Consider the following 26342-nt stretch of genomic DNA (forward strand, 5'->3'; position numbering starts at 1 on the left):
ACTCACCGGGAGCCGCTTTGCCGATCACCGATTTCGAACGCTATCCGCTCCTCTTCGGGCCTTCCCCCGTCCATCCTCTCGAACGGCTCACCCACCACCTCGGCGGCGCCACCCTGTGGGCCAAGCGCGAGGACTGCAACTCCGGTGTCGCGTACGGCGGGAACAAGACCCGCAAGCTGGAGTACCTGGTCGCGGACGCCCTCGCGCAGGGCTGCGACACCCTCGTCTCCATCGGCGGGGTCCAGTCGAACCACACCCGTCAGGTCGCCGCCGTCGCCGCCCGCGCCGGAATGCGCTGCGTACTCGTCCAGGAGAGCTGGGTCGACTGGCCGGACGCCGTCTACGACAAGGTCGGCAACATCCTGATCAGCCGGCTCGCCGGGGCCGATGTCCGGCTGGTGCGGGCCGGTTTCGGGATCGGCTTCAAGGAGAGCTGGGAGCAGGCCCTGCGGGAGGTCGAGGAGGGCGGCGGCAAGCCGTACGCGATCCCGGCGGGTGCCTCCGATCACCGGCTCGGCGGCCTCGGCTTCGCCAACTGGGCGTACGAGGTGGCCGAGCAGGAGCGGGAACTGGGCGTCTTCTTCGACACCGTGGTCGTCTGCTCGGTGACCGGCTCCACCCAGGCGGGCATGGTCGCGGGCTTCGCCGCGCTCGCCGAGGAGGGCGGTCGCGCCCGCCGGATCGTGGGCGTCGACGCCTCGGCGAAGCCCGCCGAGACGAAGGAGCAGATCACCCGGATCGCCCGGGACACCGCCGCCCTGATCGGCGTCGAGCGCCCGCTGACGGGGCAGGACGTCGAGCTGGACGAGCGCTACCACGCGGGCGTGTACGGCATCCCGGACGAGGCGACCCTCGACGCGATGCGGCTCGCCGCCCGCACCGAGGGCATGGTCACCGACCCCGTCTACGAGGGGAAGTCGATGGCGGGGCTGATCGATCTGGTGGACCGGGGGGAGATCGGCCGGGACTCGACCGTGCTCTACGCCCACCTCGGCGGTCAGCCCGCCCTCAACGCCTACAGCGCCCTGTTCTCCTAGGGTCTGTCCGCTCCTCCCGGCCCTCCCCGGGCGGGACGCCGGTCGCTCAGAGGGACTGGGCGGCCGGCTTCACCATGCCCCGGACGGTCCGCGACTTCACGAAGTCGCCCATCGCGGTCATCTCCCATTCGCCGCTGAACTGCCGGATCAGCTTGGCCATCATCACGCCGGTCTGCGGCTCGGCGGTGGTGAGGTCGAAGCGGACCAGCTCCTCGCCGGTGGCCGCGTCGAGCAGTCGGCAGTAGGCCTTGGCGACCTCGGTGAACTTCTGCCCCGAGAAGGAGTTGACCGTGAAGACCAGACCGGTGACGTCGGCGGGGAGGCGGCCCAGATCGACGGTGATCACCTCGTCGTCGCCCGCGCCCTCGCCGGTGAGATTGTCGCCGGAGTGCTTCACCGAACCGCCCAGGATGCTCAGCTTGCCGAAGTAGCAGCTGTCCAGGTGGTTGCGCTGGGGTCCGTACGCGATGACGGAGGCGTCCAGGTCGATGTCCTTGCCCCGGTACGCGGGCTCCCAGCCCAGGCCCATCCTGACCTGGGAGAGCAGCGGGCGGCCACCCTTGACCAGGGACACGGTCTGGTTCTTCTGGAGGCTGACCCGGCCCTTGTCGAGGTTGACCTTGCCGCCGGAGAGCGGCGCGGCGGCCGGGGGAGCGGGCGGTGCGGGCGGGACGGGAGGCACGGGGGCCGAGACCCGGGGGTCCACCGGGGCGACCGGCGGGACGGGCGGGGCGACGGGCGGGGAGACCGGCGCGGGCGGGGCGACGGGGGTGGTGGCGGGTTCGGGGGCGGGCTCCTCCACCGAGACGCCGAAGTCCGTCGCGATCCCGGCCAGCCCGTTGGCGTAGCCCTGGCCGACGGCACGGGCCTTCCATGCGCCGTTGCGCAGATAGATCTCGACGACCACGAGCGCGGTCTCGGTGGCCAGCCGGGGCGGGGTGAAGGTGGCGAGGACGGCGCCGCCGTCCGCGTCCCGCAGGGTGGCCGTGGGCTCGATGCCCTGGAAGGTCTGTCCTGCGGCGTCCGGGCTCGCCGTGACGACGATCCGCTCGACACCGGCGGGAAGGGCCCCGGTGTCGACGAGGATCGCGTCGGGGGCGGTCCCACCGCCGGAGCGGTAGGTGACACCGGGCCCGGACGGCTGGTTGTAGAAGATGAAGTCGTCGTCCGAGCGGACCTTGCCGTTGGCGCCGAGCAGCAGGCCCGAGACGTCGAGCCGCACCGGGGCGGCCACGTCCACCGCCACGCGCACGGCGGTGAGAGGGATGTTCGAGCCGGGGGTCATTACGGTCATGCCAGGGGTAACGAACCGGACGCCTTTGCCGTTCCCTTACTTTTCTCCGATTCGGCCACTCCGGTGACACGCGGTTCCGCCGGTAGGGGGTCCGCTGACACGCGGACGTGGCATGCCGGGCATCCTGCCGTTCCCGGTCAGATCAGTCATATGAATATTCTTTCGATCCATGGGTGCAGTGGGGGCGAAGAGGCCGGTGGTGCCGGTGGAATCGGTGGGGGCCGCGGGTGACGGGGCTCCGGCGGGCCTCGTGGACAACAGCCGTTTCCGGACACGGGACGTGGACGAGGCACGCGAGGAACTGGCCCTCCGCTACTACACGAGCCGTATGCGGGTCGTCGACGGGGAACGGCGCCCCTTCGCGGCGCGCTTCGACACCGTCGCGTTCGGCCCCCTGGTCATCGGCGACCTGAGCTGCGGGGCGGACGTCCGGATGAGTTTCGGCGAACTCGGCGCGTACCACCTGAACGCCCCGCTCGACGGCGTGATGGAGATGCGGCAGGGCGGGGCCCCCGCCGTCGCGACCGCGACCCGGGCGCTGCTGCTCGACCCGGCGGGGGACACCTACCTCGACCGCTGGAGCGGCGACTGCCGGACGCTGTCCGTGAAGGTGGACGCCGCCGTGCTCCGCGAGCGCCTGGAGCACCTGATCGGCCGCCCGCCGCGCGGATCGCTCACCTTCGCGCCCGCCGTCGACATCACCCGGGGCCCCGGTCTGAGCTGGGTCCGCTTCGCCCGTCAGGTCGCGGCCGAGGCGCTCGCGGGGGAGGGCCTCGCCCGGCACGAACTGGTCGCGCGCCCCCTCCAGGAAGCCCTGCTCAACGGGTTGCTGCTGGCCGCCGAACACCCCTGGCGCGAGGCACTGGCCCATCCGGGGGAACCACGCCGACCGGCCCCCGTCAAACGGGTGATGGACGCGGTACGGGAACGCCCCGAGCACCCCTTCACCACCACCGACCTCGCCGCCCTGGCCCGGGTCAGCGTCCGCCGCCTCCAGGAGTCCTTCCGGGAGTACGTGGGGATGTCCCCGATGGCGTACGTACGGGAGGTCCGCCTCGACCGGGTCCGCGCGGAACTGCGGGCGGCGGACCCTGACGAGGTGAGCGTGAGCGAGGTGGCCTGGCGCTGGGGCTTCGGCCACCAAGGGCGGTTCGCCGCGCGCTACCGGGAGAAGTACGGCGAGTCGCCGTCCAGGACCCTGCGCGGGGGCCGTTGACGGGGGCGGGCGACGGGGTCCGGGTGACGGGGTCCGGGTGACGAGGGCCCTGTGACGAAGGGGGCGTCGGACGGTCGTTGCCGGGCTGCCGGGCTGCCGGGGGCCCTTGGCGGGCCTTGGCGGATCGGCCGGTGGGTCGCCATGCGGATCGGCCGGTGGTGCGTTGGCGGGGCGGCGGGTGCGGTGGGTGCGCCAGGGCGGTGGGTGCGCCAGGGCGGTGGGGTGGTGCCTCCGTGTGCGCCGACCCGTCGCGCATTTCGGACAGGTGTCGCGTTCCGCGGCTCGCGATGATCTTCGGCCCGGCCTACGGTGAGCGGGTCGGGAGCGCCTGCCGCTCCCCTGACCCGGGCCCTGGCCGGCTCCCCCGTATCAGTCCGGCCGGGGCCCGTGTACTTCCTTCCGGCGTGGCCACAGCGGCGGGTCCACGCAGAAGCGTCCGCCCACGTAGAGGTCGTCGGCGCTGCCTTCCGGGGGCAGCCCCTGCTCGGCGATCAGCCGTCGCGCGTACCGCTCCGAGTCGTCCCGCGGTGCGTAGCCGAGCGCCCGCGCGCCGGAAAGGTCCCACCACCCGCGCGTGTTGGCGGAGGAGCCGTACACCACGGTGTGGCCGACGTCCCCGGCGGTGAGCGCGGCGTGCAGCAGCCGGGCGCAGTCGGCGGGGCTGAGCCACAGGGCCAGGTTCCGCACCGAGGTGGGCTCGGGGAAGCAGGCGCCGATCCGGACCGAGACGGTCTCGACGCCGTGCAGGTCCCAGTACAGCTGGGCCAGGTCCTCCGCGAAGCACTTGGAGAGCCCGTAGAAGGTGTCGGGCCGGTGCGGGGTGCCGACCGGGACGGGCGGCTCGCCCGCGCGTGGCCGCCGGGTGAAGCCGACGGCGTGGTTGCTGGAGGCGAGCACCACCCGCCGGACGCCCTCGGCGCGGGCCGCCTCGTACAGGTTCCGGGTCCCCACCACATTGGCCGCGAGGACCTCCTCGAAGGACGCCTCCAGGGAGATGCCCGCCAGATGCACGATCGCGTCGACGCCCCGGACCGCCTCGCGCAGCGCCGCCCGGTCGGCGAGATCGGCGAGGACCGCGTCCGGCGCGCCCGGCACCGGCACGACGTCCAGGAGCCGCAGCGCGTATCCGTACGGGGGCAGCAGCTCCCGCATCGGCGTCCCGATGTTCCCGGCGGCGCCGGTGAGCAGGACGGTGCGGGGTGCGGACATGGGGTTGTCCCTCCGGTGGATGCCGTGCCGGGTCGATCCGCGCCGTGACCGCGTCGCGCTGTTTCTTCGGTACGGCGGCAGGGGCACGCTAGGGAAGCGCCTGACGGGGCGTCAAGGAGGCGTCCCGGCACGTGTCCTGGTGCGTTCTGGCGTGCGTCCGGAGTGGTCGGCCTGCCCGGCCCTCGGGGTTACGTCCCGCCCGCCGTCCGGTCGGCCGAAGGGGACAGCGGAGGGGCGGTGGAGACGGCCGAAGGGTGCAGGAGGGGGGCGGTCGAGGCCCGGGTGTCCGCGACGTGCGCGCGGGCCAGTGCCTCCGCGCGCTCCTCGTCGCCGTCCCGGACGGCCTCGTACAGACGCTCGTGGGCCCCGCACATCGGCTCGCCGTCCGACTCCGCCGAGGTGAGCCGGAAGAGCCGCCGCAGCCGCGCGTCGAGCGGTGCCATCATCTCCACCAGGAGCGGGTTGCCGGAGAGTTCGACGATGTGCCGGTGGAAGTCGGCGTTGAGCGAGACGGCCTCGCGCAGCCGCCCCGACTCCGCCGCCCGCCGGGCCCGCGCGAGCAGCCGCTCAAGCTCCCCAAGCCGTACGGGCTCCGCGTGCCGCGCCGCGAGCCGCGCGGCGAGGCCCTCCAGGTTCTCCCGTACGTCGAAGAGGTGCACGGCGTCCTCGGGCCCGAACTCCGTCACCAGCGCGCCCCGGCGCGGCCGTACCGAAAGGAACCCCTCCGACTCCAGCCGCTGCATGGCCTCGCGCACGGGCACCCGGGAGACCCGCAGCTCATCGGCGATCTCCCGCTCCACGAGCCGTGTGCCCGCCGGATGCACCCCCTCGATGATCCGCTCCCGCAGCTCCACGTAGACCTGCTCCCGCAGGGAAGGCGGGGCGTCGACGGGGGCGCCTTCGCGGTCGAGGGGGGTGCGGTCGGTCATGGGACGGACTCCAAGGGGCCGGGGGTGGGCAGAGCTTCTCAGACCAGCAGGCCGTCCCTCGCCACCACCCGGCCCGCACGGACTACCAGGTCGCGCCGGGGGACGTCCACCACCGCCTGGGGCAGGCATTCGCCGTGGAGCAGCATGAAGTCGGCGGGGGAGCCGGTCTCCAGGTCCGCCTTCGGCAGACCGAGCAGTTCCGCGCCGCCGTCGGCGGCGAGCCGGAAGCAGGCTTCGAGGTCCTCGTCGAGCCGCAGGTCCAGGGCCCAGGCCGCCAGCCAGGCGCGGTGCAGCATGTCCGCGTTGCCGAACGGGCTCCAGCTGTCCCGGACCCCGTCCGAGCCGAGCCCGACCCGCACCCCACGCTCGGCCAGCCGCCGGAACGGCAGGATCGTCGTCACCGAGAGCGCGACCGTGGTCAGCCCCACCCCCGCCGCCGCGAGCAGCTCCGCCGTCTCGTCCAGCTCCCGCCCGGCGAGACCGGCGACCGCGAAGGCGTGCGCGACGCTCACCCGGCCCTGGAGCCCGAGCGCCCCGGTCCGCGCCGCGATGTCCCGCAGCACCGAGAGCCCCTGCTCGCCCCGGTCGTGGAGGTGGATGTCGAGCCCCAGGCCATGCTCGTCCGCGAGCGCGAAGACCGCGTCCAACTGCTCGCCGTCGGCGTCGCCCAGGGCGTCGAAGCCGGTGGGGTCGATCCCGCCGACATGGGTGACGAGACCGCTCGCGGCGGCCTCCGCGAGCAGTTCGACGGTCCCGGGCGCCCGGACCACGCCGTGCTGCGGGAAGGCGACCAGCTCCACGTCGACGACGCCCGCGAGCCGTCGGGCCGCCTCCGCGACCGTTTCGACCCCCGCGAGTCCGTACGCCGGGGCCACATCGGCGTGGGCGCGCATCGCCCGGGTGCCCTGGGCCGCCGCGTGGCACATCAGCCGCAGGGCCCGCTCGCCCACCGGGGTCGGCAGCGCACGGGCCAGCTCCACGTCCCCCGCGACGTACTCGGCGATGCCCTCCGCCGGGCGCCGACTGTGCCAGGGCTCGCCCCAGGAGGTCTTGTCGGGGTGGATGTGCGCGTCGACCAGGGTCGGCAGCGCCAGCCGCCCGCCGCCGTCGACCCGCTCCACGACGGCACCCTCCGGAACCTCCGCGACCAGGACCCCGTCCACCGCGACCAGATCGCGGACCGGCCCCCCGAAGGGCCGGACGTTCTGGAACAGGGTCGCGGTACGGGGCGTCGACGGGGTCACGGGGTCTCCTCGGGCGTGGGGATACGGAGCGGGTGCGGCCGGTCGGGAAGGCCGGGATCGCTGCCCTTCATCTGGTATACCACGGGGGGGCGATGGGCCCGGCGGCCCCGCTGGACGTATGAGCTTCACCAGTCCTGCCAGCCCTACGAGCCCCACCGCCCCAATCAGCCCATCAGCCCAGCAGCCCGACCAAGCCCACCAGCTCCACCAAGCCCACCTCGCTCCGAAAGGCTCCGCAGCCCAACCGCGCTACCCCCACCCACCCACCCACCGACCTCACCAGGCAAGGTCCTCCAGCGCGTCCAGGTCCGGTATCGCCGGTGTCGGGGGTTCCGGGTCGTCGCCCGTCACGCGCAGCTCCGCCCAGATCGTCTTCCCGCGCCGCTCGTACCGCGTTCCCCAGCGCTCCGCGTACTGCGCCACCAGGTACAGCCCGCGACCGCCCTCGTCCGTCGCCGCCGCGTGCCGCAGATGCGGCGAGGTGCTGCTGCCGTCCGACACCTCGCAGATCAGCGTCCGGTCGTGGAGCAGCCGGACCCGGATCGGCTCCGCCCCGTACCGCACCGCGTTCGTGATCAGCTCGCTGAGGATCAGCTCCGCCGTGAACGCCAGCCGGTCGAGCCCCCACTCCGACAGCTTCGCCGCCGCCGCGTTCCGTACCGGCGACACCGCCGAGGGATCGCGCGGCACCTCCCACTCCGCGATCCGCGCCGGGTCGAGGAGCCGCGTCCGCGCCACGAGGAGCGCGATGTCGTCCCCCGGAGACGGGGAGAGGAGCGTCGCCAGCACGTCCGCGCAGGTCTGCTCCGGCGAGCGGTCGGGTCGGGCGAGGGCCGTCCGCAGCAGCCCGAGCCCCGAGCCGACGTCCCGGGCACGCTCCCGGTCCTGGAGCAGCCCGTCCGTGAACAGGACCAGCTTGCTGCCCTCCGGCAGCCGCAGCTCCGTCGTCTCGAACGGGGTCTCGCCCAGCCCCACCCCCAGCGGAAGCCCCGGCGGCACCTCCGGGAACTCGACCTGCCCGTCCGGGCTCACCACGGCGGGCCCCGGGTGCCCGGCGCTCGCCACCGCGCACAGCCCGGACGCCGGGTCGTAGATCACGTACAGGCACGTCGCGCCCGTGATGCCCTCCTCCCGGCGCCGCTCCTCGCCGTCCGGGCCCTCGGGCTCCCGCTCGTCGATCCGGCCCGTCAGCTCGTCCAGATGTCTCAGCAGCTCGTCCGGCGGCACGTCAAGGGTCGAGAAGTTGTGCACCGCCGTGCGCAGCCGGCCCATCGTCGCCGCCGCGTGCAGCCCGTGCCCCACCACGTCGCCCACCACCAGCGCCACCCGCGCGCCCGGCAGCGGGATCACGTCGAACCAGTCACCGCCCGCGCCCGCCCGCGCCGGGAGATAGCGGTACGCCACCTCCACCGCGCTCACCTCCGGCAGCGCCCGGGGCAGCAGGCTCCGCTGGAGCGTCACCGCCATCGTGTGCTCCCGGGTGAACCGGCGCGCGTTGTCGATGGCGACCGCCGCCCGCGCCGCCAGCTCCTCCGCGAAGGACAGATCCTCCTCGCCGAACGGCTCCGGGGTGTCCGACCGCCAGAAGTTCGCCATCCCGAGCACCACACCCCGCGCCCGCAGCGGCACCGTGAGGAGCGAGTGCATTCCGTACGCCAGGGTCTCCGCCGACTTCTCCGGCTCCTGCGTCTGCCAGCCCTCGGCCGCCAGCAGCTCCGTCTGCACCACGGCGTGCCCTGCCGCGAGCGCCATCGCGATCGGGGCGCCCGGCACGTCGAACCGCAGGACGTCCCCGACCGGGCGGAGCGGCGGATGGGGCCGCACCCCGCTCAGGGCCGTCCGCCGCATCTCGGTGATCACCCCGCCCGTCGGCTCCTCCCCCCGCAGGACCGGGTCGAGCAGCTCCACCGTCGCGAAGTCCGCGAACCGGGGCACCGCCACCTCCGCCAGCTCCTCCGCCGTCCGCTTGACCTCCAGCGTCGTCCCGATCCGCACCCCCGCCTCGTAGAGGAGCTGGAGCCTGCCGCGCGCCACCGCCGCCCGCCCGGTCAGCGCGGCCAGCTCGGTGGTGTCCCGCATCGTCATCACACAGCCCGAGCCGACGCCCTCCGGGGCGGTGGGCCGTACATTCACCGCGAGGAGCCGGTCGCCCGCCCGGTGCACCTCGTCGGTCGCCGCCCGCCCCGACACCAGGAGTTCGGCCGTACGCGGATCGAGCCCGAGGTCCGTGACGTGCCGCCGCTCCGCGTCCTCCGGCAGACCGAGGAGGCGGCGCGCCTCGTCGTTGGCGAGCAGCAGCCGCTGGTCCGGGCCCACGATGAGGACGCCCTCGCGGACCGCGTGCAGGACCGCCTCGTGGTGCTCCTTCATCCGGGTCATCTCGGCGGGACCGAGCCCGTGCGTCTGCCGCCGCAGCCTCCGGCTCACCAGGCCCGCGCCGCCGACGGAGAGCACCAGCGCGCCCGCCGCCGCGCCGACCAGCCAGAACAGCTTGCCCTCCGTCGCGTGGGTGAGACTCTCGACCTGTATGCCGCTGGTGACCAGACCGACGATCCGGCCCCGGGCGTCAATGACCGGCACCACGGCCCGTACCCCGTCGTTGGGGTCGCGGTGGAACCGCTCGGTGAAGGACTCGCCGTCCACGGCCGCGCGGGTGAAGTCGCCGGTCGCCATGGTGCCGATCAGCGAGGGGTCGGAGGCGGTGTAGCGAAGGCCGGAGGGGCTCAGGACGGTCACGAAGTCCACTCCCGCCGCCCGGCGGGCGGCCTCGGCGCGGGGCTGGAGCACCGCCGTGGGGTTGGGGGAGGTCAGTGCCGCGTCGAGCCCCGGCCCCTGTGCGAAGCCCTCGGCGACCGCGAGCGAACGGACCCGGGCGTCCTGCACGGTGTTGCCGCGCGCCTGCTGGAAGGTGATGACGACGGCCGCGAGGATCACCAGGAGCGAGATCAGCGCCTCCAGCGCGAACACCTGCCCGGCGACACTCCGCAGCCCACTCGCCCGCTGCCCGTCCGCCCCGGGATCCCCCACCGGCACGGCCGCCCGACCACCGGAACCGGAACCGTTGCCGGAACCGGGACGATTGCCGGACCCGGACCCGGACCCGGACCCGGACCCGGACCCGTTGCCGGACCCGGACCCGTTGCGTGGCCCGGACCCGGAACCTGACCGGTCTCCGGGGCCAGCCCCCGCCGCCGCAGCCCCCGACGCAGCCCCCGGCCCGGACCCGGACCCAAGACCGGACCCGCCCCCCGACGCCGTTTCCATCCCTTCCCCCGTCCCCGTCCCCGCCCCCATCCCAGGCGGCAGCGGACCAGGCCCCCCGTCCGGACCCCAGCCCGGTCCCTGCCCCTGCCCCGGGTCCTGTCCCCGGTCTCGTGCCGTCATCCCGTGCTCCTGGCGATGAGCAGGGCCACGTCGTCCGCCGCGCCCGGTCGGCGCAGCGCTCGCAGGAGGTGGTCGCAGGTTTCCTCCAGGGGGCCCCGGGCGTCGTCGAGCAGGCGCACCAGGAGGGCCAGCCGCTCGTCGATCGCCTCGTCTCGGGTCTCGATCAGGCCGTCCGTGTAGAGCACCAGCCGGTCGCCGGGCCGAAAGGCCACCCGGGCCGTGTGGAACGTCCCGCCGCCCACCCCGAGCGGCACCCCCGGCGACACCCGCACCAGTTCCGCGGGGCCGTCCGCCGGGACCCGTACGGGCGGCAGATGGCCCGCGTTCGCGATCCGGCAGCGGCCCCGGACGGGGTCGTGCACCGCGAACAGACAGGTCGCGATGGAGTGCTCCAGGCCCTCCGTGATCCGGTCCAGATGCCGCAGGACCTGGGCGGGCGCGAGGCCGAGGTCCGCGAAGGCGCAGGTCGCGGTCCGCAGCCGGCCCATCGTCGCCGCCGCGTCGATGCCGCTGCCCATCACGTCCCCGACGACGAGCGCCGTCCGGTCGTCGGGCAGCGCGATCACGTCGTACCAGTCGCCGCCCACCTCGCTCGACGCCTGCGCGGGCTGGTAGCGCACCGCGATCTCCAGGCCCGCCCGCTCCGGGGGCGCGCCCGGCAGCAGACTGCGCTGGAGCGTCACGGCGGAGTTCCGGACGCTCTGGTACCAGCGGGCGTTGTCGATGCTCACCGCCGCGCGGGCCGCCAGCTCCGTCGCGAGGAGGACGTCGTCGCCGTCGAAGGGCAGCGGATTGCGGTCCCGCTTGAGGTCGAGCGCGCCGAGCACCTCGCCGCGCGCGATCAGCGGCACCGCCAGATAGGAGTGCACCCCGGCCCGAGCGAGCCGCTGCGCCGCCTCGGGGTCGCGCGCTATCCGCTCCAGGTCCCCGGGGCCGACCCGCTCGACGAGCACCGGCCGGCCGGTGCGCACGCACCGGGTGACGAGCCGGTCCGCCCCGTACCGGGCGACCGCCCCGGTCGGGTCCGCGGCCTCCCGTGCCTCGGTCGGCCCCGCCGCCTTCACCGCGAGCGCCCGGAACAGCTCGGGCCCCTCCTCGGGGGCGCCGGGCCGGTGCAGCATCAGGACGGAGTCGAGGACGTCGACGGCGGCGATGTCCGCCAGCTCCGGCACCACCACGTCCGCCAGCTCGGCGGCGGTCCGCTCCACCTCCAGGGTGGTGCCGACCCGGGCCGAGGCGTCGGCGACGAGCGCGAGCCGCCGCCGGGACCGGGCCGCCTCCGCGTCCGCCCGGTGCTGCTCGGTCACGTCGATCACGGAGAGGGCGACGCCCAGGACCCGGCCCTCGGCGCCGTCCAGCCGGTAGAGCGACACCGCCCAGGTGTGGTCACGGCCGGGATCGGCGGGGGTCCTGCCGACGAGGGACCGGTCGAGCAGCGGGGTCCCGGTGGCCAGGACGGACCGCAGCGAGGCTTCCAGGGAGTCGGCGTCCAGCTCCGGAAGCATGTCGCCGATCCGCCGCCCGACGTGCAGCGCGGCCGGTACGCCGTTGATCCGCTCCAGGGCCGGGTTGACCAGGACGTAACGCAGCTCGGAGTCGAGGACGGCGAGGCCGATGGGGGACTGGGAGACCAGCCGGTCGGAGAGCGCGAGACCGGTCTCGATCCGCTCCACGGTGGCGTGGTCGGCGGCGATGCCCAGCGCGAACAGGCCTCCCTGGTCGTCGGCGAGCCGCATGTTGCGGAACTCGACCCGCCGCACGGTGCCGTTCTTGTGCCGTACGGGGAAGGTGCCCGCCCAGACGGTGCCGTCCCGCAGCACCTCGCCGAAGAGCCGCAGCGCCTCCTCGCGGTGCTCCGCGCCGACGATGAGCCGGGCCACGTACCGCCCGAGGGCCTCCTCGGCGGGGAAGCCGAAGAGGGCCTCCGCCTGGGGGCTCCACAGCACGATCCGCCCCCGGGCGTCCACCACCACGGCGGCGACCCCGAGCACATCGAGGAGCCCCGTGCCGTCCAGGGGTACACCCGCCCGCCCCGCCGTCCTCGGGAAGGAACCGGCCGTCACACTGCCCTCCTCCCGCCGCGCCCGTGCCTTCCTCCATGCTCCCCGCCCACCGGCCCCGGCGCACCGCGAGCGGCCCCGAGCGATCCCTGAACCCCGCCGTAGGGGACCCGTTCGACCCGGCGCCGCCCGCCCCTTAGGGGGCCAGGCCCCCCAGGGGTTCCGGAAGGCCCCCCGTCACCCGACCGGAGCCCCGCCGCTCGTATCGGCCCGCCCGGCGCCCCGCCCCTCGTACCGCAGCGCCGCCCCCGTCACCAGCGCGCCCAGGCCCTCCCACAGGCCGACGCCCAGGAAGCCGGTGGGGGCGCGGCCGGTGACGACCGCGAGGGTGAAGACGGCGCAGGTGAGGAGCCGGAAGGGGACCGTCCAGCGGAAGAAGGGCCGCCAGTCGGCGAGGGCGGCGAGCACGTAGTAGACGCCCATGTTGAGCGCGGCCATCGAGGAGGCCGTCAGGAAGACCAGGGTGTGATCGCCTTCGGCGCGCCCGCCGGCGGGCACCGGCTCGAAGCCCATGACCGTGAGCAGGGCGTCGGGGACGATCAGACCGACGGCGCCGAGGGCGGCGGCGAGCACCCCGAAGACGGCCATGGTCCAGCCGGAGAGGGAACGGGGCAGGCGCACGGCGGTCCTCCAGGGGACGAGAGCAGGGGCACACCCCACGATCCGGGGACGCGTCCGAGCGCGTATTCGAATCGGGGTGTGCCCCTGCATACCGTGTGACGGGGTCCGGCAGCCAATCAGCCTCCGCCGGTCAGTGGCCGAACGGCCCCTCCTGCCGCTCCGGCCGGGCATGACTCGACCGGTTCTCGCCCGTCGCGGCTCGATCAGCCCCCTTGACGCGGGCCAACCGGCCGTGGGCAGGCGTCACTTCAGCGCCGCCGCCATCATCTTCTGCGCCACCGGAGCGGCCAGTCCGTTGCCGCTGACCTCGGAACGGGCCGCGCCCGAGTCCTCGATCATCACCGCCACCGCGACCTGCTTCCCCGTTGCGGGGTCCTTCGCGTACGAGGTGAACCACGCGTACGGCGTCTTGCTGTTGTTCTCGCCGTGCTGCGCCGTCCCCGTCTTTCCGCCGACCTCGGCTCCGGCGACGGCGGCGTTGGTGCCCGTCCCCTTCTCCACGACCGTCCGCATGGCACCGCGCAGCTGTTCCGCCGTGGCGGAGGAGACGACCCGCCGGGTGTCCCCGTCCTTGAAGCGGGTGAGCGGGTCGCCGTCGGAGTCCACGACCTCCGACACCATGTGCGGGGCGGCGAGGAGACCGTCGTTGGCGATCGCCGCCGACACCATCGCCATCTGGAGCGGGGTGGCGGTCACGTCGAACTGGCCGATTCCCGTCAGCGCCGTCTGCGCCCGGTCCATGCCGGAGGGGTACACGCTCGCGTAGGCGCGGACCGGGACGTCCAGCTCGGTCTCGTTGAACCCGAACTTCTCGGCCATCGCCCGTACCTTCTCCTGCCCCAGGTCGGCGGCCATCTTCGCGAAGACGTTGTTGCAGGAGTACTGGAGCGCGGTGCGGATCGTGGCGTCCGCGCAGGGGGCCGAGGCGTTCTCGTTCCGCAGCACGGTCCGGGTGCCGGGCAGGGTGTACGGGTCGGGGCTCCGTGTCGCCGTGTCCACCGAGCCGTAGAGCCCGTCTTCGAGCGCCGCCGCCGCGACGACCAGCTTGAAGGTCGAGCCGGGCGGCAGCGGCTGGCGCAGCGCCCGGTTGACCAACGGCTTGTCCTCGTCGGCGGTCAGCGCCTGCCAGGCGGCGCCGTCCGAGGTGCCGGAGATCGTCGACGGGTCGTAGGACGGGGTGGAGAGCATGGCCAGAACGCGCCCGCTCGCCGGATCGACGGCCACGGCGGCGCCCTTCTTCTTCCCGAGCGCCCTGTACCCCGCCTCCTGCACGTCCGGATCGATCGTTGTGACGACCGTGCCCGGTCGTTGCCGCTCGCGGGTGAGGGCGGCCAGCGGGTTCTTCAGCCGGTCGTCGGTGCCGTCGAGGACACCGCTGTAGATGCCTTCCAGCTGGGTCGCCCCGTACGCCTGCGAGCTGTAGCCGGTGACCGCCGCGTACAGCTCGCCTTCGGTGTACGTACGCCGGTACGCGAGGTCCGTTCCCTCCGTCCTCTCCGAGCCGGTGACCGGCGAACCGGCCACGACGATGTTCCCGAGCGGCTGCGCGTACTGCGCGATCGTCTTCCGCCGGTTCTTCTGGTCGTCCGCGAGCGCCTTCCCCTGGTACGCCTGCATCCAGGTGGCCCGGCCCAGCAGGGCGAGCACCAGGATCAGCACGAAGACAGAGGTGCGCCTGATCGTCTTGTTCATCGCACCAAGGGGACGAACGGGCCGGTCCGGGGCGTTCCGGGTGTACGTCGTTTCTCAGCCAACCTTCATGTGGGGCGGGTGGGACGGACGAGCCGGACGAGGTCTCACCGGCACGGCCGCCCGCGCAACCGTCCACCCGCGCAACCGCCCACCCGCCCCCTGCGTCCTGAAGGTTCATGATCCGACTCGCCACCGCCGCCGATCTGGACGCCGTCGTCGACCTGCACGCCGAGGCCCGTGCCACCTACTACCGGGGCCATCTCCCCGAGGCCGACTACCGGGGGCCGGAGGAGGTGGCCCGCGCCCGCGAGAGCTGGGCCGCCGCCGTCGGGCGCGGGGCCGTGCTCTGCGCCGTACGGGACGGGGAGATCGTGGGCGTCGCCGCCCACGGGGAGCGCGACGGCCTCGCACACCTCACCCAACTCCACGTGCGCCCCGCGCACTGGCGCTCCGGCGTCGGCACCGCACTGCACGAAGCCTGCGTACGCATCTGGCGGACCGCCGGGACTCCCGCCGTCCGCCTGGAGGTCTTCGACCGGAACGAGCGCGCCCAGGCCTTCTACGCGGCCCACGGCTGGACCCCCGACCCCGACCACCCCCGAGACGGCGACCACCTCGTGCTCCGGCTCACACCGGGCGGCGAAGCCGAAGCGGAATGATCCGGACCGGCGGGGGCGTTGTCGGGGGGAACACCTGTCCGTCCACCGGCATCCCTCGGAGAGAAGACACATGCGCGTCGAGATCTGGAGCGACATCGCCTGCCCTTGGTGCTACATCGGCAAGGCCCGCTTCGAGAAGGGGCTCGCGGCCTTCGCACACCGCGAGGACATCGAGGTCGTGCACCGTTCCTTCGAGCTCGACCCCGGCTCCGCCAAGGGCGAGACCGCCCCCGTCCTGGAGATGCTCGCCACGAAGTACGGCCGCACCCTCGACGAGGCGCGGGCCATGGAGGAGCACGTCGCGACCAACGCGCGCTCCGAGGGGCTTGAGTACCTCACCGACGGCCGCGACCACGGCAACACCTTCGACATCCACCGGCTGCTGCACCTCGCGAAGGAGCGCGGACTACAGAGCGAGCTGCTCGACCTGGCCTACCGCGCCAACTTCGCCGAGACGCGCTCCGTCTTCGACGACGCCACCCTGCTGGCGCTCGGCGTCGAAGCCGGTCTCGACGAGGCCGAGGTCCGGGCCGTCCTCGCCGACCCGACCGCCTACGCCGAAGCCGTCCGCGCCGACGAGCGCGAGGCCGCCGAGCTGGGCGCCAACGGCGTCCCCTTCTTCGTCCTCGACCGCCGGTACGGCGTCTCCGGCGGCCAGCCCGCCGAGGTCTTCACCCAGGCCCTGGAACAGGCCTGGCAGGGCCGGGCCCTCCAGCCCGTCGGCGCGGACGCCGAGGTCTGCGGCCCCGACGGCGCCTGCGAGGTCCCGGGAGCCTGATCCCGGGCTCGGGCTCGGGACTGAGCCGGAGCCCGATCTGGCCGGAGCCCGACCTGGCCGGAGCCCGACCTGGACCGAGCCTGAGCCCGACTGGGCCCGAGCCTGACCTGGACCGAGCCTGACCCAGACCCGGCCCGGCCCCAGCAGCCCCGCCTGTTCCCCAGCCCCCAGCCCCGGCTGACCCCGAGTCCGCCCGGGTTCCCCTCGGCCCCGTCCGTTGACGGGTGATCGCGGGGAACCCAGGCTGGGTCCATGGATTCCCTGGAAAAGCCGCTCGGAGGCTCCGAGTTCGCGCCGAAGTCGACCTATCTCAACACCTCCGCCTGCGGGCTGCTGCCCCGCAGGACCGTCGAGGCCGTCACGCGCCTCGCCGAGGAGACCGCCGACGGGCGGCCCGACGGAGCCGGGGACTTCGACACCGTGGCCGAGGCCCGAGCCACGTACGCCCGTCTCGTCGGCGTCCCGGCCGAGCGGGTCGCCCTCGGGACCTCCGTCGGCGTGCACTGCGGGATGATCGCCCAGTCGATGCCCCCGGGGGCCGAGATCCTCTTCGCCGAAGGGGACTTCTCCTCCGTCGTCACCCCCTTCACCATCCGCGGCGACCTCAGGACCCGCTTCGTCCCGCTCGACCGGCTCGCCGAGTCCATCCGCCCGGGGACCGCGCTCGTCGCCTTCTCCTCCGTGCAGTCGCTGGACGGGCGTACGGCCGATCTCGCGGCGATACGGGCCGCGGCGGCGGCCCACGGCGCCCGTACGCTCCTCGACGCCACCCAGTCGGCCGGCTGGCTGCCGCTGCGCGCGGGGGAGTGGGACTACACGGTCGCGGGCGGGTACAAGTACCTGCTCTGTCCGCGCGGCGCCTCCTTCCTCACCGTCACGGAGGAGGCGCAGGACGCGCTGTTGCCGATCCACGCCAACTGGGTCACCGGCGAGGAGATGTGGGCCAACAGCTACGGCCCCGTCCGTGAACTGGCCCGGTCCGCGCGCCGCTTCGACGAGCCGCCGGTCTTCCACGCGTACCACGGCGCGGCCCGGTCGCTCGCGCTCCTGGAGGAGATCGGCATCGAACGGATCGAGGCCCACGACAAGGCGCTCGCCGCCCGCCTCCGTGCCGGTCTGCTGGCGCTGGGGCACCCGCCGGTCGTGGACGAGTCGACGGTCGTCGCGGTCCCCGGTCTCGGCGCCCGCGCGGGCGCGCTGCGCGAGGCGGGCATCGTCCTCTCGGACCGCGAGGGCAACCTGCGGGTCTCGTTCCATCTGTACAACACGGTGGCGGACGTGGACCACGTCCTGGACGTCCTGGAGGCCATGGAGGTTCCGGGGGTCCCGGCGGGCTGATCGGACACCGCCGCCACGGCCGCCGCCGACGGCACAGCCACCGCCGCCGACGTCACCACCCAGGCCGCCCCGCCGTCGCGAGGGTCGGCGCCGCAGACGCTCGGGGCCGTGCCTGTACGGCCCCGAGCCGGGTCGGCCCGAGCCGGAGCCGAACCGGAGCCGAAACCGGAGGAACCGGACCCGAACCGGATCGGTGTCGGACCCGAGCCGGAGCCGAGTCGAAACCGGATGCGAGCCGAACCGGCCCCGAGTCGGGCCCGAACCGGCTCCGAACGAGCCCCGAACCGGCCCCGACGAGCGCCGAAGTTCACACCCCCAGCGTCAGCAGCCCTCCCCCGGCCCCGGCCCCGTTCCCGCCCCCTCCTCCGCCTCCCCGCGCAGGTTCTCCGTCACGAGGTCGAGCAGGCGGGCGAGTTCCTTGCCGTCCGCGGGGGTCAGGCCGTGCAGGGAGAGGGTCTCCAGATCGGTCCACACGCCCTCGACCGCCGTGCGCAGCGCCCTGCTCTCCTCCGTCGCCTCGACCAGGACCGCGCGCCGGTCGGCCGGGTCGGGGCCGCGGCGGACGTGGCCGCACAGTTCAAGGCGCTGGAGCATCTTGGTCACCGTCGAGGCGTCCACCCCGAGGGACTGGATGAGGTCCGACTGGCGGACCGGCCCGCAGCCCCAGAGTCGCATCATCATCAGCTCCTGGCCCGGGTAGAGCCCGAGTTCCCGCAGTCTGCGCCCGGCGGCGCTCCGGTGCATCCGGGCGGTGCGGGCCAGGGCGAGGCCGACGGGTCCGCCCTGGGCGGCGGGCGGCACGAGGCCCGTACAGACAGGGTCGTTTCCGGACATGGCGGCTCCTTCGGGACGGCTGCCCGCCAGATTACCTTGGTCGGCCAATCAAGTGGGTTACAGTGACGGCCGGGCCTTTTACTTGGCCGACCACGTAAATTGTGAAGGGGACAGCCATGACCACCGCCTTCGACCCCGTCGATCTCGCCGGCACCCGGCTCGCCAACCGCATCGCCATGGCGCCCATGACCCGCAGCCGCGCCGACGCCGTGCTCCGTACCCCCACCCCGCTCGTCACCGAGTACTACGCCCAGCGCGCCTCCGCCGGACTGATCATCACCGAGGGCGTCCACCCGGTCCCCGAGGGCCAGGGCTACCCCTTCACCCCCGGACTGCACAGCCGCGCGCAGATCGCCGCCTGGCGCGAGGTCACCGACGCCGTCCACGAGCGCGGCGGCCGGATCTTCGCCCAGCTCATGCACTCCGGACGGATCGGTCACCCCGACCTCCTCGACGACGGTCTGCACCCCGTCGGCCCCTCCCCGGTCGCCGCCGCCGGACAGGTTTTCACCCCCGAGGGCCCCAGGGACCTCCCCGTCCCGCGCGAACTCACCGGCGACCAGGTCCGCGAGGCCGTCGAGGGCTTCGCCGACGCCGCCCGCAACGCCGTCGAGGCGGGCTTCGACGGCGTCGAGGTCCACGGCGCCAACGGCTATCTGGTCCACCAGTTCCTCGCCACCGGCTCCAACCACCGCACCGACGAGTGGGGCGGCCCCGTCGCCCACCGCATCCGCTTCGCCGTCGAGGTCGTCAAGGCCGTCGCCGCCGCGATCGGCCCCGGCCGCACCGGACTGCGCATCTCCCCGGCCAACCCCCTCAACGACATCGCCGAGGCCGATACCGACGAGCTGTACCCGGCGCTGGTCGACGCCATCGAACCGGTGGGCATCGCCTACCTCCACGTGGTGGAGGTGGCCCCCGAACGCCGCCCGCTCGTCCTCGACCTGCGCAAGCGGTTCACCGGCACCTTCATCCTCAGCCCCGCCACCGAAGGGCCGACCGGCGCCGACTCCCTCGCCCTGGTCGAGGACGGCACCGCCGACCTCGTCGCCTTCGGCAGGCTCTTCGTCGCCAACCCCGACCTGCCCGCCCGGCTGCGGACCGACGGCCCCTACAACGAGATCGACGCCGCCACCATGTACTCCGGCGACGCGCGCGGATACGTCGACTACCCGGCCCTCTGACCCGGATCCGGACACGCCGACGACGCGGGCACAAGGGAAGGGCGGGGTCCGGCCACCGGACCCCGCCCTTCCCCGTACGCCCCCGGCGCCCGCTACCAGGCCTCGGTGACCGCCCGGCGCGCGCCCTCCGGGTCCACCGCGCGGCCCGACTCGGCGAGCGCGGCGCCCAGCGCGTCCAGCGAGGACCGCACGGCGTCCGGCGTCGCGTCCGCCCCGTAGTGGTTGACCCGGATCATCTCCGAGGCCAGCGCCCCGCCGCCCGCGATCAGCGGCAGCGAGGGATCGGCCGCCAGCGCCTTCGCCACCAGCTCCGAGGCGTTCGTCCCGGCCGGCACCCGCAGCGTCGTCGCGACCGGAGCCGCGTCCTTCGCCTCGTACACGAACGGTTCGAGCCCGCCGCCGAGCGCCAGCGCACCCGCCCGGGTCGCCGAGGCGGCCGAGGCGTGCCGGGCCGTCAGGGCGTCCAGACCCTCCGTCTCGATCCGCTCCAGGCAGGCTTCGAGGGCCAGCATCTCCAGCTGCGCGGGCGCGTGCAGCAGCGCCTTGCGACCGCCGTCGATCCAGCGCTCCTTCCAGTCGAGGAGGGAGAGGTACGAGCGGCGCGGCGCCGCCGGGTTCGCCGCGAAGCGCTCCCAGGCGCGCGCGCTCACCGACACCGCCGACACCCCCGCGGGCCCGCCCATCGCCTTCTGCGCGCCGATGATGCACATGTCCACGCCCCACGCGTCCGGCAGCACCGGCTCGGCGCCGATCGACGCCACCGCGTCCAGGTAGAACAGGGCCCCGTGCGCCCGCACGACCTCGCCGATCTCCGCGACCGGGTTGGTGTTGCCGGTCGCCGCCTCCGCGTGCACCAGCGACACGAAGTCGATCCCGGGGTGCTCGGCGAGCGCCCGCTCCACCTGCTCGGCCGTCACCGCCGTGTGGAACGGCACCGCCAGGTCCACCACGGTCGCACCGCAGTCCCGCAGCCAGTTGCCGAAGGTCTGCCCGTACGGCCCGGTGACCACGTTGAGCGCGGTCGAACCCGCCCGCGCCCCACTGCGGATGCAGCCCTCAAGGGGGAGCAGCGCCTCGCCCTGGGTGATCACCACGTCCTGCTCCGTGGCGAGCAGCGCGGCCACCCGGCGCTCGATCGACGCGAACTGCGCGGCGGTCATCGGGGCCAGGTCCAGGAGCGGATGTGTCACGGTCACGGGGGTGCCTTCTTCGGATCGGTTCGGTGGGGAACTCGGCATCAGGGTACCGAGGAGCCTCCCCGCCGCCCCTTGGCCCACCTGTACAAAAGGCGGCCTCCTCGTACAGTGCGGGGATGAGTGATCACACGGTGCTGCATGTGAAGGGGCGGGTGCTCGTCGGCCCCGAGGACGTACGGGACGAACTGTGGTGCGTCGGCGGGCGGATCACCTTCGACCGGCCGGCCGCCGAGGCGGTCACCGTCGAGGGCTGGGTGCTGCCCGGACTCGTCGACGCCCACTGCCACGTCGGGCTCGACCGGCACGGTCCGGTCGACGAGGCCACCAGCGAGAAGCAGGCCCTCACCGACCGGGACGCGGGAACGCTGCTGATCCGGGACGCCGGTTCGCCCTCCGACACGCGCTGGATCGACGAGCGCGAGGACCTGCCGAAGATCATCCGGGCCGGCCGGCACATCGCCCGCACCCGCCGCTACATCCGCAACTACGCCCATGAGATCGAGCCCGCCGACCTCGTCGCGTACGTGGGGCGCGAGGCGCGGCGCGGTGACGGCTGGGTCAAGCTCGTCGGCGACTGGATCGACCGCGAGGTGGGCGACCTCACCGCCTGCTGGCCGCGCGCCGAGGTCGAGGCGGCCATCGCGGAGGCGCACCGGCTCGGCGCCCGCGTCACCGCGCACTGCTTCGCCGAGGAGTCGCTGCGGGACCTCGTGGAGGCGGGCATCGACTGTATCGAGCACGCCACCGGGCTCACCGAGGACACCATCCCGCTCTTCGCGGAGCGGGGCGTCGCGATCGTGCCGACCCTGGTCAACATCGCGACCTTCCCGCACCTCGCCGACGGCGGCCAGGAGAAGTTCCCCCGCTGGTCGGCGCATATGCGACGGCTGTACGAGCGCCGGTACGACACCGTCCGCGCCGCCTTCGACGCGGGCGTCCCGGTCTTCGTCGGCACCGACGCGGGCGGCTCCCTCGCGCACGGGCTCGTCGCCGAGGAGGTCGAGGAGCTGACCCGGGCGGGCATCCCGCCCCTCGACGCCCTCTCGGCCACCGCCTGGGGAGCCAGAGCCTGGCTGGGCCGCCCGTCCCTTGAGGAGGGCGCCCCCGCCGACCTCGTCGTCTACGGCGAGGACCCCCGCGCGGACGTCCGCGCCCTCGCGGCACCGCGCCGGGTGGTGGTCGAGGGGCGGGTACGGGGCTGAGGGGCGGGTACGGGGCTTGAGGGACGGGTGCGGGCTGAGGGGCCCGCAGTGGGTGGGGCTGGCACCGGGCGGGGGCCGCATCGGGCGGGGGGCCGGACCTGGGCCGGGCTCGTACTCCGTCCCCATCAGGGCCTGGCCTGTGCCCCGTCCCCATCAGGGCCTGGCCTGTGCCCCGTCCCGGTCAGGGCCTGGCCCGTACCCCGCCCCGTCGAGGTCGAGCCCGTACCCCGTCTCTGCCGGGGGCGAGCCCACCCCGCTCACGCCTTCGGCAGGAACGCCAGCTGTGCCTTCTTCGCCGGGATGAAGACCTCCGGCAGGTCCACCTCGGGGAGGACGACCAGCGGGCCCAGTGTGAAGCCCGCGCGGACCATGCGGGCGATGGCCTTCTCGTTGGCCGCGTCCGGGTCGACCACGATCCGGGCGCGGTCCCGCAGCGCGAACGTGATCAGAACGTCGAGCAGCCGGCCCGTCCAGCCGGGCAGCGGGGCGGGGCCGGGGGCGATCAGCAGGTGCACGCCGATGTCCCCGGGCAGCACCTCGTAGCACTCGCCGACGCGGTCGGCCTCGGGGTCGTACGTCTGGAAGAGCGCGACCGGCACCTCGTCCTTGCTGATCAGGAAGCCGTGGTGGGTGGTGAGCGAGTCCAGGTGCGCGTAGACCTCGCGGACCTCCTCGACGGTGGTGCCGACCATGCCCCAGAAGCGGGACCGCTCCTCGTTGACCCAGCCGTGCAGCAGGGGGGCGTCGCGGTCGGGGTCCACGGGCCGGACCGTGACGGTGCCGAAGCCCTCGATGTGCTGGACGTATGCGGCGGTGGTCATCCCTGCTCCTTGGTGAGGTACTGCCAGTCGGTGGTGACGGGGGCGAGGTCGCCCCGCAGCCACAGGGGGAGTTGGTCCTGGTGGTGCGGGTCCCCGGGCACCCCGGAGGCGCCGAAGGGCACGATCCAGCGGCTGTGTTCGCGGTCGGCGAGGTCCCAGACGTAGCGGGCGGCGGAGGCGCGGGCGCTGCGGTCGGTCCAGCCGGGCACGCTGGAGGTGGAGAGCACGCAGTCGTGGTCACCGGCGAGCCCCGGCCAGCGCGCGTCGTCGGGGTCGGGCAGCGCCTGCCAGGGCGCGAGCCGGTGGGTGGTGCCCCAGGCGGCGGGCGGCTCGCCCGCCGCGACCTCGTCGAGCGCCTCGCGCACGATCCGGTCGACGTCCCCCGCGGGCACGGGCCCGGCCACGAGCAGCGTCTCCAGGGCGTAGGCCACGCGCGGGCCGAGCGCCAGCCAGGGCCGCAGGAGCGCGGGGTACGGGGCGGCCGCGTCACGCAGGGGAGTGAAGGCCTCGTGCCCGGCCATCCGCCGAGTCACCGCGCCGCGCACGGCGGCGTAGAGCCCGGCGTCGGTGCTGTCCGCCTCCATCCGCCGGTCCCAGGCGAGCAGCCGGTCCCGTACGGCGGAGGCGGCGGGGGAGAGGCCGGTGGCAGCGCGGTCCACGGCGGTCAGGAGCCGGGCGGCCGAGGGGTTGTCGGTGTCGGTGTGGACGGTGGCCGTGTTCTCCGGCGTCCACCGGTCGCGGGCGCGCAGGAGCGCGTCGATCCGGGCGGCCCGGTGCGGCGGGGCGAACTCGACGCCGAGGGGCGCGGCGAGGCTCCGGGCGTTCGCCATCACGGCGTGCCCGTCCACCCCGGCGCGCGGCAGCGGCGCGGGCGCGGGCGCCCAGGCGTGCGCCGGGTCCCAGGCGGGCACGAGCCGCAGGGAGTTGGCCCGGGGGCGTACGGGGACGTGCCCGGCGGCGCGGTGCAGGGTGCCGCCCTCGGTGTCGGCGGCGAGGACGACGTTGACGGGTTCGACCCAGCCGTCGAGCGCGGTGTCGACATCGGCGACGGTCCGGGCCCGCAGAAGGGCGGGCAGCACCTCGAAGCCGAGCTTCCCGGTGACGCGGGGAGGGTGCCGCAGACTGACGGCCGCGCGCTCCTCGCCCGGCCCTGCGCCGGTTCCGGGGCCTGCACCGGTCCCTGCACCGGGCCCGTCTCCCGGGCCTGCGCTGGTCCCGTCTCCCGGGCCTGTGCCGGTCTCGGTGCCCGGGCCTTCGTCCGGCTCCCCGTCGATGATCACCGGTCCCCGGTCCGTCTCGATCAGTTCGATCACGACCGGTTCCCCGCCCGCGACCTCGATCGTCTCCGTGTGGACCGCCGCCGGGCGCCAGCCGTCGGGGCCGTACGCCTCCACCCCGCCGTCCGGGAGCCGCCGCAGCCGCTCCCGGTACAGGTCCTGGTAGTCGGCCATCGCGTTGGTGATCGCCCAGGCCACCGGTCCCGCGTGGCCGAAGTGGGCGAGTCCGGGGACGCCGGGCACGGCCAGGCCCACCACGTCGTACGCGGGGCACGCGAGCCGGATCTGCTGGTAGACGCCGGGCGCCTCGATGAACCGGTGCGGGTCCCCGGCCACCAGGGCCGCGCCGCTCCCGGTCCGGGCGCCCGTGACCAGCCAGCCGTTGGAACCGGCGGTGCCGGGCCCGTCGGTCGCGAAGAGTTCGGTCCACTCCTCGCCGAGCCGCCGGGCGACCTCCTCGCGCCACAGCTTGGTGGGGAACCCGGCGAAGAGGACGTGGGTGGAGAGCCAGACGGCCAGCGGGGTCCACGGCTCCCAGCGGCCGGGCGCGAGGCCGGTCGCGGCGAACTCGGGCGCGCGCCGCGCCCCTTCCGCGAGCCCGTCGTTGACCCCGTCCGCGTAGGCGCGGACCCAGGCGGCCGTGGGGGCGTCCTCGCGGACGAGCCGTTCGTGGCAGCGGCGGGCGGTGTCGGCGAGCCGGGAGCGCCGGGCGAAGACGTCCCAGTCGAGTTCGGCGGCGCCGAGGAACGCGGCCGTGGTGCCCTGCGCCCGGTGCCGCTCGACCTCCAGCTGCCACGCCCGGTCGTGCGCGGTGACCCGGCCCTGGGCGAAGGCGAGTTCGTCCGGGTCGGCGGCGCGCAGATGGGGGACGCCCCAGGCGTCCCGGTAGACCTCGATGCTCACGCAGACCCCGATTCCGTCCCTGTTCCCGCCATGGTCACCGCCGGATCCCCCATAACTTCTTAGGTTAGGCTGGCCTAAATTAATCTACAGGATTTCGAGAGGTCCGCCGCGACGGATCGACGGGCGGGCTCAGGGGGCGGGTCGACGGGTCCATCCGTGGGCCCGTTCGCGGGCGGGCCCGTGGATGGGTCCGTGGGTGGGTCGGGTTGACGGCCCGTTACCCCGGCCCGGATCCGGTCGTTCTCACCTTTACCGGCTTCTCTGTGCACCCTCTCCCTCCGCCCGCCCGCGCGGGAGACGCGTGACAGCGTGTAACGGTTGTGGCGAGAGAATTCGAAAATGAACGCGGAAACCCCCCTTTGGGGTGAACTCACGCCAGGCGACTGTCAGTTCACTCTCCGTGCGTAAAGATTCCGGTGTCTCAAGTCGCCGAGGCCGCGCCGAACCACCGTCCCCGTGGTGAGCGGCCGGCGACGCCATGTCTCTCGTGGGGGTTCCACCACCTTGAACAGCAACACCTTCCGCATGCCCGTGCGCCGTACCGCCACCGCCGCGACCGTCGCCGCCCTGGCCGTCGGACCCGTCCTCCTCGCGGCACCGGCGGCACAGGCCACGGGCGGCGAAGGGCGCGCCACCGCCGTCGTCCTGCGGGCCGGCCTCGACGTCTCCCTCCTCGGCAAGACGGTGAACGTGCCGGTGCGCGTCGCCCTCAACGAGGTCACCGCGCCGCAGACCGAGAGCGAGACGGCACTCGCCGTGAAGGTGCGGGGCGCCGAGGACGGCAAGCCGATCGACATCATCACCGCCGACGTCGCCACCTCGAAGGCCACCGTCGACAAGGAGAAGTCCGAGGGGTACGTCAACCTCGTCAAGGCCCGGGTCCACGTGCCCGGCATCCCGCTGCTCCCCCTCATCGAGGTGGAGAAGGTCACCTCCAAGGCGCTCTGCGAGACCGGCCGGAAGCCGGTCGCCGAGTCCAACGTCCTCGGGCACGTCACCGTCCTCGGCACGAAGACCACCCTCACCGCCGGAGGCACCACGCACGTCGCCGTCCCGGGCGTCGGCGCCGTCACCCTCGACCTCTCCCGTACGACGACCACCTCCCGCACGGCGGCGGCGACCGCCCTCGAACTGAAGGTGAAGGTCAATCCGGGCGAACTGGGCGTCGCCAAGGTCGACGGCACCGTGACGCTCGCCGAGGCCACCTGCGAGACGCCCCACGGCACCAAGCCGACCCCGCAGCCCACCGGAACGCCCACGAAGCCGACCCCGCAGCCCACCGAGCCGACCCAGCAGCCGGGCGGCACCACCGGCGCCACCACCGGCGGTACGGGAGGCAACGGCGGCAGCACGGCGGGCAACGGCGGCGGTACGGGAGGCCACGACGGCGGCACCACGGCGGGCAACGGCGGCAGCTCCGCAGGCAACGGCGGCGGCACGGCGGGCAACGGCGACGGCGGCAGC

General features: G+C 74.2%; 20 protein-coding genes. 8 read left to right on the top strand and 12 right to left on the bottom strand.

Annotated features, from left to right (window positions below; genetic code table 11):
* Positions 1-17: 17 nt before the first annotated feature.
* Positions 18-1037 (top strand): 1-aminocyclopropane-1-carboxylate deaminase, encoded by a 1020-nt coding sequence (locus tag BU197_RS12775; RefSeq protein WP_188268369.1) that lies wholly within the window; start codon positions 18-20, stop codon positions 1035-1037.
* Between the two features lie 46 nt (positions 1038-1083).
* Here the strand turns inward: BU197_RS12775 and BU197_RS12780 are convergent, their stop codons facing one another.
* On the bottom strand, positions 1084-2331 hold the full coding sequence (locus BU197_RS12780; protein ID WP_188268370.1) for a TerD family protein: 1248 nt from the start codon (positions 2329-2331) through the stop codon (positions 1084-1086).
* 169 nt (positions 2332-2500) lie between these two features.
* Between BU197_RS12780 and BU197_RS12785 the strand changes: the two genes are divergently transcribed.
* Entirely contained in the window at positions 2501-3547 is a 1047-nt protein-coding gene (locus tag BU197_RS12785) for an AraC family transcriptional regulator (protein ID WP_223182730.1), read from the top strand.
* Positions 3548-3916: 369 nt separating this feature from the next.
* Here BU197_RS12785 and BU197_RS12790 read toward each other — a convergent pair whose 3' ends face one another.
* The 7 genes from BU197_RS12790 to BU197_RS12820 form a co-directional block, all read right to left on the bottom strand.
* A complete protein-coding gene (locus BU197_RS12790; RefSeq protein ID WP_188268371.1) occupies positions 3917-4756 on the bottom strand; it encodes an NAD-dependent epimerase/dehydratase family protein in 840 nt (279 codons plus the stop codon).
* A 188-nt stretch (positions 4757-4944) separates the two neighbouring features.
* Complete coding sequence (locus tag BU197_RS12795) at positions 4945-5685, bottom strand: GntR family transcriptional regulator (RefSeq protein WP_188268372.1); 741 nt, start codon at positions 5683-5685, stop codon at positions 4945-4947.
* Between the two features lie 38 nt (positions 5686-5723).
* Positions 5724-7007 (bottom strand): amidohydrolase, encoded by a 1284-nt coding sequence (locus tag BU197_RS12800; RefSeq protein ID WP_188268386.1) that lies wholly within the window; start codon positions 7005-7007, stop codon positions 5724-5726.
* A 198-nt stretch (positions 7008-7205) separates the two neighbouring features.
* Positions 7206-10193, bottom strand: coding sequence for a SpoIIE family protein phosphatase (locus tag BU197_RS12805; RefSeq protein WP_411158482.1), 2988 nt, complete (start codon positions 10191-10193; stop codon positions 7206-7208).
* Positions 10194-10309: 116 nt separating this feature from the next.
* Positions 10310-12376: a SpoIIE family protein phosphatase gene (locus BU197_RS12810; protein WP_188268373.1), complete on the bottom strand. Its 2067-nt coding sequence runs from the start codon at positions 12374-12376 to the stop codon at positions 10310-10312.
* A gap of 174 nt (positions 12377-12550) precedes the next feature.
* Positions 12551-12961 (bottom strand): hypothetical protein, encoded by a 411-nt coding sequence (locus tag BU197_RS12815; protein WP_188268388.1) that lies wholly within the window; start codon positions 12959-12961, stop codon positions 12551-12553.
* 276 nt (positions 12962-13237) lie between these two features.
* A complete protein-coding gene (locus BU197_RS12820) occupies positions 13238-14686 on the bottom strand; it encodes a peptidoglycan D,D-transpeptidase FtsI family protein (RefSeq protein ID WP_188268374.1) in 1449 nt (482 codons plus the stop codon).
* A 176-nt stretch (positions 14687-14862) separates the two neighbouring features.
* Here BU197_RS12820 and BU197_RS12825 point away from each other — a divergent pair, with 176 nt between their 5' ends.
* The 3 genes from BU197_RS12825 to BU197_RS12835 all read left to right on the top strand — a co-directional run bounded on the left by BU197_RS12825 (position 14863) and on the right by BU197_RS12835 (position 17461).
* Positions 14863-15345 (top strand): GNAT family N-acetyltransferase, encoded by a 483-nt coding sequence (locus BU197_RS12825; RefSeq protein WP_188268375.1) that lies wholly within the window; start codon positions 14863-14865, stop codon positions 15343-15345.
* A gap of 70 nt (positions 15346-15415) precedes the next feature.
* The gene (locus BU197_RS12830; RefSeq protein WP_188268376.1) at positions 15416-16123 is read left to right on the top strand and encodes a DsbA family oxidoreductase; all 708 of its coding nucleotides are present in this window, start codon (positions 15416-15418) and stop codon (positions 16121-16123) included.
* Between the two features lie 252 nt (positions 16124-16375).
* Complete coding sequence (locus BU197_RS12835; protein ID WP_188268377.1) at positions 16376-17461, top strand: aminotransferase class V-fold PLP-dependent enzyme; 1086 nt, start codon at positions 16376-16378, stop codon at positions 17459-17461.
* Positions 17462-17782: 321 nt separating this feature from the next.
* Here BU197_RS12835 and BU197_RS12840 read toward each other — a convergent pair whose 3' ends face one another.
* Positions 17783-18295 (bottom strand): MarR family winged helix-turn-helix transcriptional regulator, encoded by a 513-nt coding sequence (locus tag BU197_RS12840; RefSeq protein WP_188268378.1) that lies wholly within the window; start codon positions 18293-18295, stop codon positions 17783-17785.
* Between the two features lie 116 nt (positions 18296-18411).
* Here BU197_RS12840 and BU197_RS12845 point away from each other — a divergent pair, with 116 nt between their 5' ends.
* The gene (locus BU197_RS12845) at positions 18412-19479 is read left to right on the top strand and encodes an alkene reductase (RefSeq protein WP_188268379.1); all 1068 of its coding nucleotides are present in this window, start codon (positions 18412-18414) and stop codon (positions 19477-19479) included.
* A gap of 92 nt (positions 19480-19571) precedes the next feature.
* On the opposite strand, the gene BU197_RS12850 is transcribed toward BU197_RS12845, so the two are convergent.
* Positions 19572-20669 carry a pyridoxal-phosphate-dependent aminotransferase family protein gene (locus BU197_RS12850; protein WP_188268389.1) on the bottom strand — a complete coding sequence of 366 codons (1098 nt, stop codon included), beginning with the start codon at positions 20667-20669 and terminating at the stop codon, positions 19572-19574.
* Between the two features lie 122 nt (positions 20670-20791).
* Between BU197_RS12850 and BU197_RS12855 the strand changes: the two genes are divergently transcribed.
* Positions 20792-21877, top strand: coding sequence for an amidohydrolase family protein (locus BU197_RS12855; RefSeq protein WP_188268380.1), 1086 nt, complete (start codon positions 20792-20794; stop codon positions 21875-21877).
* A 257-nt stretch (positions 21878-22134) separates the two neighbouring features.
* Here the strand turns inward: BU197_RS12855 and BU197_RS12860 are convergent, their stop codons facing one another.
* Together BU197_RS12860 and BU197_RS12865 are read right to left on the bottom strand one after the other, a co-directional pair.
* Positions 22135-22698: a GNAT family N-acetyltransferase gene (locus BU197_RS12860; protein WP_188268381.1), complete on the bottom strand. Its 564-nt coding sequence runs from the start codon at positions 22696-22698 to the stop codon at positions 22135-22137.
* Positions 22695-24878, bottom strand: a complete 2184-nt coding sequence (locus BU197_RS12865) for a penicillin acylase family protein (protein ID WP_188268382.1) — start codon at positions 24876-24878, stop codon at positions 22695-22697. Before BU197_RS12865 ends, BU197_RS12860 begins: the two co-directional genes overlap by 4 nt.
* Before the next feature lie 504 nt (positions 24879-25382).
* Between BU197_RS12865 and BU197_RS12870 the strand changes: the two genes are divergently transcribed.
* Positions 25383-26342, top strand: a 960-nt coding sequence (locus BU197_RS12870) for an SCO1860 family LAETG-anchored protein (RefSeq protein WP_223184070.1), incomplete at its 3' end; no start/stop codon positions are given.

The sequence above is a fragment of the Streptomyces sp. CBMA291 genome, from assembly GCF_014596525.1.
GTDB lineage: Bacteria > Actinomycetota > Actinomycetes > Streptomycetales > Streptomycetaceae > Streptomyces.